Annotated in this window: 10 protein-coding genes; 5 read left to right on the top strand and 5 right to left on the bottom strand. The window is 73.1% G+C overall.

Annotated features, from left to right (window positions below):
* Both OGL88_RS17665 and OGL88_RS17660 read left to right on the top strand, forming a co-directional pair.
* Nucleotides 1-568: TetR/AcrR family transcriptional regulator (locus OGL88_RS17665; protein ID WP_263092309.1), on the top strand; the 568-nt coding region annotated here is incomplete at its 5' end.
* Nucleotides 565-1,452, top strand: coding sequence for an alpha/beta hydrolase (locus OGL88_RS17660; protein WP_263092308.1), 888 nt, complete (start codon nt 565-567; stop codon nt 1,450-1,452). The genes OGL88_RS17665 and OGL88_RS17660, both read left to right, overlap by 4 nt.
* Nucleotides 1,453-1,551: 99 nt before the next feature.
* On the opposite strand, the gene OGL88_RS17655 is transcribed toward OGL88_RS17660, so the two are convergent.
* Nucleotides 1,552-2,451 (bottom strand): NmrA family NAD(P)-binding protein, encoded by a 900-nt coding sequence (locus tag OGL88_RS17655; protein ID WP_263092307.1) that lies wholly within the window; start codon nt 2,449-2,451, stop codon nt 1,552-1,554.
* Between the two features lie 63 nt (nt 2,452-2,514).
* Here OGL88_RS17655 and OGL88_RS17650 point away from each other — a divergent pair, with 63 nt between their 5' ends.
* A complete protein-coding gene (locus OGL88_RS17650) occupies nt 2,515-2,850 on the top strand; it encodes a hypothetical protein (RefSeq protein WP_263092306.1) in 336 nt (111 codons plus the stop codon).
* Between the two features lie 107 nt (nt 2,851-2,957).
* Here the strand turns inward: OGL88_RS17650 and OGL88_RS17645 are convergent, their stop codons facing one another.
* Nucleotides 2,958-3,263 carry an EthD family reductase gene (locus OGL88_RS17645; protein ID WP_263092305.1) on the bottom strand — a complete coding sequence of 102 codons (306 nt, stop codon included), beginning with the start codon at nt 3,261-3,263 and terminating at the stop codon, nt 2,958-2,960.
* 92 nt (nt 3,264-3,355) lie between these two features.
* Nucleotides 3,356-3,772 carry an HIT family protein gene (locus tag OGL88_RS17640; RefSeq protein WP_123937737.1) on the bottom strand — a complete coding sequence of 139 codons (417 nt, stop codon included), beginning with the start codon at nt 3,770-3,772 and terminating at the stop codon, nt 3,356-3,358.
* A gap of 81 nt (nt 3,773-3,853) precedes the next feature.
* Between OGL88_RS17640 and OGL88_RS17635 the strand changes: the two genes are divergently transcribed.
* Complete coding sequence (locus OGL88_RS17635; RefSeq protein WP_263092304.1) at nt 3,854-5,518, top strand: ABC-F family ATP-binding cassette domain-containing protein; 1,665 nt, start codon at nt 3,854-3,856, stop codon at nt 5,516-5,518.
* A gap of 28 nt (nt 5,519-5,546) precedes the next feature.
* On the top strand, nt 5,547-6,455 hold the full coding sequence (locus OGL88_RS17630) for a L,D-transpeptidase (RefSeq protein WP_263092303.1): 909 nt from the start codon (nt 5,547-5,549) through the stop codon (nt 6,453-6,455).
* A gap of 215 nt (nt 6,456-6,670) precedes the next feature.
* Here the strand turns inward: OGL88_RS17630 and OGL88_RS17625 are convergent, their stop codons facing one another.
* Both OGL88_RS17625 and OGL88_RS17620 read right to left on the bottom strand, forming a co-directional pair.
* Nucleotides 6,671-7,198, bottom strand: coding sequence for a gluconokinase (locus OGL88_RS17625; protein ID WP_263092302.1), 528 nt, complete (start codon nt 7,196-7,198; stop codon nt 6,671-6,673).
* The coding region (locus OGL88_RS17620) for a GntP family permease (protein ID WP_263092301.1) at nt 7,195-8,660 on the bottom strand (1,466 nt) is incomplete at its 5' end. The genes OGL88_RS17625 and OGL88_RS17620, both read right to left, overlap by 4 nt.

Below are 8,660 nucleotides of genomic sequence, written 5' to 3'. Positions count from 1 at the left end.
GTTCGACGAGACCGGTTCGGCCTCGGCCAGCGTCGAGGCGATCGTCGCGCGTGCGGGGTTCACGCGCGGAGCCTTCTACTCGAACTTCGCGACGACCGACGAGCTCTTCTTCGCGGTGTACGAAGCGCAGGAGGCCGTGGTCGTCGAGCGGCTCGAGGACGGCTTCCGAGCCGCACTCGGCACGACCGACCCGCAGTCCGTCGACGCGATCGTCTCCGGGGTCCTCGGCGGCCTTCCCCCCGAGGGCAAGTGGTACGCGATCCGCTCGGTCCTGCTGTCCCGGGCGCGACACGAACCCGAGCTCCGGGCGCTGCTCCGAGCGCACACCGACGCCTTCCACGCGGCACTCGAACCGCTGCTCGTCGAGTCGGTCACGGCGCAGGGCCGACGCCTCACCGTCGCACCGGACGTCTTCACCCGTGCGGTCGTCGCCGCGCACGTCGGCGCGGTCAACCAGACGGTGCTGTACGACGACGCCGCGACGATCCGCGTCGCCGCGGTGCGGGGTGCACTCCTCGGGCTCAGCGAACCGATGCACGACACCGACGATGGAGGAGGCACACCGTGATCGTCCCCGAAGCAGCGGTCCCGCTGTTCCTGCGGGCCACGCACGCGAACGCTCCGTTCGTCACCGAGGCGGGAGCGCACCGGGCCGTCCGCCGACAGGCCCTCCGCCCCGAGCCGTTCGGACCGCCGAAGCGCCTCCGGCCCGACGTGCGCGTCGACGTCCACCGTCAGGACGGTTCCCCCGTGTACACGGTGACCCCGAGCCGCCAGCCACCGCTCCACGACCTCGTGTACGTGCACGGCGGCGGGTGGGTCCACGAGATCGCCCCGCAGCACTGGGCGCTCATCGCCCAGCTCGCCGCCGAGGCGCGCGCCACCGTGACCGTCCCGATCTACCGACTCCTGCCGGACGGCAACGCCCGGCAGGCGCACGACCTGGTCCTCGACGTCGCACGCCGCATCATCGACCAGCGCGGGCGGGTGCAGCTCGCCGGCGACTCCGCCGGTGGGCAGATCGCGCTCTCCGTCGCCCAGACCCTGCGCGACCAGGGCGTCCGGTCGCTCCGGACCGTCCTGGTGTCACCGGCGCTCGACCTCGGATTCTCGAACCCGCGCATCCCCCAGGTGCAACCGAGCGACCCGTGGCTCGGTCGCGACGGGGGTCGTGTCCTCGGGCACCTGTGGGCCGACGGCCTGTCGATCGACGACCCGGTCGTCAGTCCCCTGTCGGGCGCGTTCCACGGCCTCGGCCCGATGCTCGTCCACACCGGGACCCACGACGTGCTCAACCCCGACGCGCACCTGCTCGTCGAGGCCGCTCGGTCCGCGGGCGTGGACGTCACGCTGCGCGAGCGACCCGGCGCCCTGCACGTGTTCCCCCTGCTGCCGACGCGCAGCGGACGAGCGGCACGGCAGGAGATCGTCAGGGCCGTCCGCGGCGCCTGACCGTCAGCGCAGGACCCGGCCGGCGCGTGCCCGTGACGGCCACGGCGGCGGACCGCCGGCCGTCCTGCGTGACGCGGGGCGGGCCTCCCGGTCGGACCGTCAGACGCCCAGGTGGGCGGCGAGCACGTCGCGGACGCTCGTCCACCCGTGCGGGCCGGAGCGCTCGTCGTCGACGTGGTGGAGCTCCGCCTCGCCGCTGAACATGCTCACGAAGTACTGCATGCCCTGCCAGGCCGGGAACGGTTCGGCGTCGTCCTTCGACAGCCGTCGGCCGATCCGTGCCATCGCCGACAGCGTGCCGGTGGTGCCCGCCCACTGCAGTCGGAACGGGGTGCCGGTCAGTCGGGACAGCGTGTCGGCGATCGACCGTGCCGTGACGCGGTCACCGGCGACCTCGACCACACGGGGCGCGTTCGCGTCGAGTGCGACGAGCGCCGTCACGCGCGCGACGTCGTCCTTCGTGGTGAAGTCGAGCACCTGGTCCGCCGACGACCAGTAGAGCACCCGCTGGCGGTCGAACAGGATCAGCGGCGCCTGACCGGTGAGCATGTCCGTGAACGCCCCGTTCAGCACCGAGGTCGCACGGATCGGCGCAGCGTCGAGGGTGGCGGCGAACTCGCGGCGCAGCTCGAAGTTGCGGTTCGAGCCGGGCGTGATCGAGCGGTAGTCGGCGGCGTAGTCCGAGGGGATGAACCGCGGGACGCCGGCCTGGACCGCGGCGTCGAGCAGTGCCCGCTGGGCGTCCACGATCACGGCGCGGGTGCCGCTCACCGCGGAGACGACGACGTCGACCCCGGCGAGCGCCGCGACCAGAGCCGATGCGTCCGTGTAGGCCGCGCTGACGACGTCGATGCGGTCGCCGTCGGCGAACTGCCGCTGCGCGCCGGTGCTGGACGGGCGGGTGAGGACGCGGACGCGGGTGTCGTGCTGCAGGAGCTGGCGGACGATGCGTCCGCCGAGGTCTCCGGTGGCGCCGGCGACGAGGACGGTGGTGGTCATGGCGGCCACGCTACGGGTGCGCGGGTGCGGCGGGCACAGGTGCGCCGGCCCTATCCTGCGGAGGTGGACACGACTCTCCCCTCCGGCACGACGAAGCGCCGGATCGAGCTCCGGCTCGCTCGCCCCCTGCTCACCTGGTTCGCCCGACCGACCGTCACGATCGACGGGGTCGGGCACCCGGCGCAGTGGGGCACCGGCACGTGGGCGGTCGCCGACGACGGCCGGACCGTCATCGGGGTGTACCTGTTCAACCGTGCATGGCGCTTCGGCACGGCGACGGCGACCGTCGGTGACGCCGAGGTGCTCGAGTACCGCGCGGGCGTGCTGCCTGTCGGCTCCGGCCGGTTGGCGCCGGTGCCGGTGCCGGTGCGTGGTCTGCCAGGCCGAGACTCGCGCTGAGCGACACTCCACGCGGCGCGGGGCCCGAGGAGTGTCGCTCAGCCCGAGACCCGGGCCCGGGCCCGGCGCCCGGCGCCGAACTCGTCGGCCGGCCCCAGCCGACGGTGCTACTCGTGCTCGATGTCGGAGAACAGGCCGGTGAACGTGGCGCCGGTCTCGCCGAGCTGCTGGAAGAACGCCCCGGCCTCGGCGGTCGCCACCGCGTCGGAGGCATCCCCGTACGAGGCGAAGTACAGGTCGAGGGTGCGGTGCGCCGGTGTGGGCGTGCCGTCCTCCTTCGGCCAGACCTTCGCCGCCTCGAGCCGCTGCAGGCCGGGCAGCTTCGCGGCGAGCGCCTCGAGCTCCACGTAGGACTGCTCGAACGCCGACGGGTCGGCCGGGTTGTCGATGATCAGGGTGATCTTCGTGGTCATGGTGTGCTCCTGCGGGTGTCGGCGGGACGGGTGACGGTGCAGCGCCCACTCCACTCCGTTCCGCGCACCGCTGCCCGGGTGTGCTCCCGGAGCTACTCGAACATCTCGGCGAGGAGTGCGTGCGGGTCACCGTCGACGACGTGTGCCGAGGGCGGCTCCGGCCAGTGCGTCGTGCCGTCGTCCGGCCAGCACGGCACGACGTGGAAGTGCAGGTGCCGCACGCTCTGCCCGGCATCGGCGCCGGAGGCCTGCAGCACGACGGTGCCGGTGGCGCCGAGCGCGCCCCGCATCGCTCGTGCGACCCGTTGCGCGAGCGCGACGGTCGCGGCCAGCGCCACCGGGGCGGCGCCGAGCAGGTCGTCGGCGTGCTCGACCGGTGCGACGAGGGTGTGCCCGGGTGCGAGCGCGGACCCGGGCAGCGGCGCGAACGCGACGGCGTGGTCCTCGCGCTCGACCCAGACGGCCGGTTCGTCGCCGGCGATGATCGCGCAGAAGACGCAGGATGCCATCCGTCCAGTGTGCTGCACCCGGAGCCCCGGGCGCTCCGACGGCGGTGCCGTGCGCGCGCCGCCGCGTGGGACGATTGGCGCATGACCGCCACGCTCGTCGCCAAGGGCCTGTCCGGCGGGTACGCCGCTCGCACGCTGTTCGACTCCCTCGACCTCACGGTCGCGCCGGGCGACGTGATCGGCGTCGTCGGGGTGAACGGCGCCGGCAAGTCCACGCTGCTCCGGCTGCTGGCGGGTGTCGACGAGCCCCTGGCGGGAACGGTGTCGCTCGCACCGACCGACGCGTTCGTCGGCTGGCTCCCCCAGGAGCACGAGCGGATCGCGGGCGAGACCGTCGCCGCGTACATCGCCCGACGGACCGGCTCGGCCGAGGCGACCGAGGTCATGGACGCCGCGGCCGCCGCGCTCGGCGACCCGGACGCCGGCGACGCCGCCGCGGACCGCTACTCGACGGCGCTCGACCGCTGGCTCGCCGCGGGCGCCGCCGACCTCGACGACCGCATCCCCGCCGTCCTGGCCGACCTCGGCCTGGAGACCGGAGCCGATGACGACGGCGTCGGACCGGAGTCGCTCATGACCGCTCTGTCCGGTGGGCAGGCCGCTCGGGTCGGGCTGGCGGCGCTGCTGCTGTCGCGGTTCGACATCGTCCTGCTCGACGAGCCCACCAACGACCTCGACCTCGACGGGCTGGACCGGCTCGAGGGGTTCGTCCGGGGCCTGCGCGGCGGGGTCGTGCTCGTCAGCCACGACCGGGAGTTCCTGGCGCGGTCGGTGACGAGCGTGCTCGAGCTCGACCTGGCGCAGTCGTCCAACCGGCTGTTCGGCGGCGGGTACGACTCGTTCCTCGAGGAGCGCGAGATCGCCCGGCAGCACAAGCGCGACGCGTACGAGGACTACGCCGCCACCAAGGCCGACCTGGTCTCCCGCGCCCGCACACAGCGCGAGTGGTCGAGCCAGGGCGTGCGCAACGCCATGAAGAAGGCCCCGGACAACGACAAGATCCGGCGCAAGGCCGCCTCGGAGTCGAGCGAGAAGCAGGCGCAGAAGGTCCGCCAGATGGAGTCCCGCATCGCGCGGCTCGACGAGGTCGAGGAGCCCCGCAAGGCGTGGCAGCTCGAGTTCACGATCGGCAGCGCTCCCCGGTCCTCGGCCGTCGTGGCCACCCTGTCCGACGCCACCTTCACGCAGGGCGACTTCACGCTCGGCCCGGTGTCGCTGCAGGTCGACGGCGGGGACCGCATCGGCATCACCGGACCGAACGGTGCCGGCAAGTCCACACTGCTCCGGGCACTGCTCGGCAAGCAGGCACCGACGACCGGCACCGCCTCGCTCGGGTCGAGCGTCGCCGTCGGCGAGGTCGACCAGGCCCGTGCGGCCTTCACCGGCGACCAGTCCCTCGCCGCGGCGTTCGAGGCGATCGTGCCCGAGTACACCACCGCCGACGTCCGGACGCTGCTCGCGAAGTTCGGGCTGAAGGCCGACCACGTCGGGCGGCCCGCGTCGGCGCTCTCCCCCGGCGAACGGACCCGCGCCGGACTCGCGCTGCTGCAGGCCCGCGGGGTGAACGTGCTCGTGCTCGACGAGCCGACGAACCACCTCGACCTGGTGGCCATCGAGCAGCTCGAGCAGGCACTGGAGTCGTACGACGGCACCCTGCTGCTCGTCACGCACGACCGGCGCATGCTGAAGACCGTCCGCCTCGACCGGCAGTGGCACGTCGACGCCGGCCGGGTCACCGAACGCTGACCGACACCACGAGCACAGGGGGATGCCGATGCGACGCAGGGGCTGGATCGCCGTGGTCGGGGGTGCGGCTGCGCTCGCCGTCGCGGCCGCCGTCGTCGTGGGAGTGACCGCCGACCGTCCGGGCGCCCACCCGACCCGCGCCGCACGGGCAACACCGACCGCGACGCCGACACCGACACCGACGCTCGCGGCCGTCCCCCGAGCGCCGTCGGCCGCCACCCTCGCCGCCCTGCCGCTGGCGTTCCACGACGGCGTCGTCCCCGAACTCCTCGACGGCGGGGACGTCCGCCCCGCGGACACCTGGCAGATCGCCACCCCACGGCACGACCTCGTCGCCCTGTACGCCAGCCCGTCGAGCCGCGCCCGCCCCGTGGCCACGCTGTCGCACCTGGTGTCGACGATCGACCTGCCCGCCGCCACTGCTGTGTGGGGCCGGTCGCCCGGAGTCGACGGCGGCATGCTCCTCGTCTCGACCCCGGCCCGGAACCGCACCCCGGGTGACGGCGGACACCCGGACGCGCCGAGCGCCACGTTCGCCTGGGCACGGGCCGCCGACTTCACGGTCACCGACACCGACCGGATGATCCGCGTCGACGTCGCCCGGAGCACGGTGTCCGTCGTCACCCGGAGCGGCCAGGTCACCGCGACCGAGGTGGCCCGGCTCGGTACCCCCGAGGACCCCACGCCGTCCGACACCGCCACCTACGTCGAGGCGGCGTACGTGGACACCCGCGTGACGTACACGCAGGGCAACCCGATCATCCTGACCGGGGCGCACTCGTCGCGGATCCCGTCGTACGGCGGCAACGCGGCACTGACGGCGCTGCACTACTACCCCGACCCGACCGGCAGTTCGCACGGGTGCGTGCGGATCTCGGCGGAGATGACCCGCACCCTCGCCGCCCTGCCGGTCGGCACCCCGATCCGGTTCAGCTGAGGAGCGACGACGTGCCCGCGCTCGTGCGCCGGCACGATCGCGCGACGAGCGGGGTGCACGCACCCCGACATCGGACGGGAGGCCCGTGGCGGCGCCGCCACGACCCTCCCGTCCGATGGGAGGCGCGGCAGACCGCCCATGGTGAGCAGAAGAGGTCGGGTCCTGTCACAGGACCCGACCTCTTCTGCTCACGATGCGAACGCGGCGGCAGCGAGCTAGCGGCCGCCGCCGAGCCCGAGCTGCTCGACGACCTCGGCGCTCTCCTCGTCCGGGGTCCGGTCAGCCGCGATCGTCAGGTGCGCCTCGTCGTCCTGCGGCGGCTCGAGCGTCGCGAGCTGGGACTGCAGGAGCGACGTCGGCATGAAGTGACCGGACCGCTGCGACATGCGCTGTTCGATCAGCGCGCCGTCACCGGCCACGTGGACGAACACCACGCCCGGAGCCCGCAGCACGTCGCGGTACGACCGCTTCAGGGCCGAGCAGGTCACGACGCCGTGCGTGCCGGCGTCGAGGTGCCCGCGGATCCAGCCGGCGACGACGTCGAGCCACGGCCAGCGGTCCTCGTCGGTGAGCGGTGTACCGGCGTGCATCTTGTCGACGTTGGCCTGCGGGTGCATGGCGTCGCCCTCGGCGAAGTCCCACCCGAGCCGCTCGGCGACCATCGCGGCGACGGTCGACTTGCCAGAACCGGAGACCCCCATGACCACCAGGACACGCGCATCCAGAGCGGAGTCGCCGCTCATCGGATGAACGCCCCGGCCAGCAGCACCCCGAGCAGACCGAGCACCGAGATGAGGCACTCGAGCACCGTCCACGTCTTGAAGGTCTGCCCCACGGTGGTGTTGAGGTAGCCCTTGACGAGCCAGAACCCGGCGTCGTTGACGTGCGACAGGAACACCGAGCCCGCGCCGATCGCCAGCACGAGCAGCGAGGTCATCGGCGAGGACAGGTCAGCGGCGATCGGCGCCATGATGCCCGCGGCGGTGACGGTTGCGACCGTGGCCGACCCCGTCGCGACGCGCACCAGTGCCGACACGACCCAGGCCACGAGCAGCACCGAGATGCCGGAGTCCTTCACGGCGTCGGCGATCACCCCGCCGATGCCGGTGTCGATGAGCACCTGCTTGAAGCCACCGCCGGCGCCGACGATGAGCAGCACCCCGGCGACCGGGGGCAGCGCGCTCTCGAGCGACTTCGCCACGGCGGACCGGTCCATGCCGCCGCCGATCGCGAAGAAGACCATCGCGTAGATCGCGGCGATGCCGATCGCGATCATCGGCGACCCGAGGAAGTCGAGCAGGCTCACCCACGAGCCGGCGGCGTCGGGCATGGTCGCCTCGCGGACGGCCTGGGCGAGCATGAGGACGACGGGCAGCAGGATCCCGATGAGCGCGACGGTGAACGACGGACTGCGCGGCTCGCTGATGACGCGCGTGAAGTCGCTCTTGCCGTTCGGCAGGGATGCGGTGTCCTGCGTGGCGGGGCCGCGCCGGGCCTCCCGTCCGCCCGATGCGGGGTCCTGCGGACCGGACGCCGACCCGGAGTCCGACCCACGCGACCCGAACATGTCGGGCGCGGGGATGTCGACCCAGCGGGCCGCGAACTGGGCGAACACCGGTCCGGCCAGGATGATGACCGGGATAGCCAGCACGATGCCGAAGGCGAGCGTGGTGCCGAGGTTCGCGCCGACGGTCGAGATCGCGACGAGCGGGCCGGGGTGCGGCGGGACGAACGCGTGCATCGTCGACAGGCCGACCAGGGCGGGCACGGCGATCTTCATGATCGGCACGGAGCTGCGCTTCGCGACGAGCACGATGATCGGGATGAGGAGCACGAGGCCGACCTCGAAGAACATCGGCAGGCCGATCAGCGCACCGATCAGGGCCATCGTCCAGGGCAGTGCGGCCTTCGACGACTTGCGCACCAGGGTGTCGACCACGCGGTCGGCGGCGCCGGAGTCGACGAGCATCTTGCCGAACATCGACCCGAGGCCGACCAGGATGCCGACGCTCGTCATCGTCGCGCCGAAGCCGTTGCCGAAGCTCGTGACCGCCTTGTCCGGCGCGAGCCCCGCACCGATGCCGACGCCCAGGGCACCGACCACCAGGGCGATGAACGGGTGCACCTTGAGCCAGGTGATGAGCGCGATGATCACGACGATGCCGACGAGGGCAGCGATGATCAGCTGTGGGATCGGCCCGGACG

The sequence above is a fragment of the Curtobacterium sp. RIT-PI-V genome, from assembly GCF_025642935.1.
Lineage (GTDB): Bacteria > Actinomycetota > Actinomycetes > Actinomycetales > Microbacteriaceae > Curtobacterium.
The sequence above is the reverse complement of the archived record's forward strand: the minus strand, read 5'-3'. Positions and strand labels throughout refer to the sequence as shown.

Coding starts and splice junctions, on each gene's coding strand:
- OGL88_RS17655 (WP_263092307.1), bottom strand. CDS start 2,451: ATGACCACCACCGTCCTCGTCGCCGGCGCCACCGGAGACCTCGGCGGA.
- OGL88_RS17645 (WP_263092305.1), bottom strand. CDS start 3,263: ATGACCACGAAGATCACCCTGATCATCGACAACCCGGCCGACCCGTCG.
- OGL88_RS17640 (WP_123937737.1), bottom strand. CDS start 3,772: ATGGCATCCTGCGTCTTCTGCGCGATCATCGCCGGCGACGAACCGGCC.
- OGL88_RS17635 (WP_263092304.1), top strand. CDS start 3,854: ATGACCGCCACGCTCGTCGCCAAGGGCCTGTCCGGCGGGTACGCCGCT.
- OGL88_RS17630 (WP_263092303.1), top strand. CDS start 5,547: ATGCGACGCAGGGGCTGGATCGCCGTGGTCGGGGGTGCGGCTGCGCTC.
- OGL88_RS17625 (WP_263092302.1), bottom strand. CDS start 7,198: ATGAGCGGCGACTCCGCTCTGGATGCGCGTGTCCTGGTGGTCATGGGG.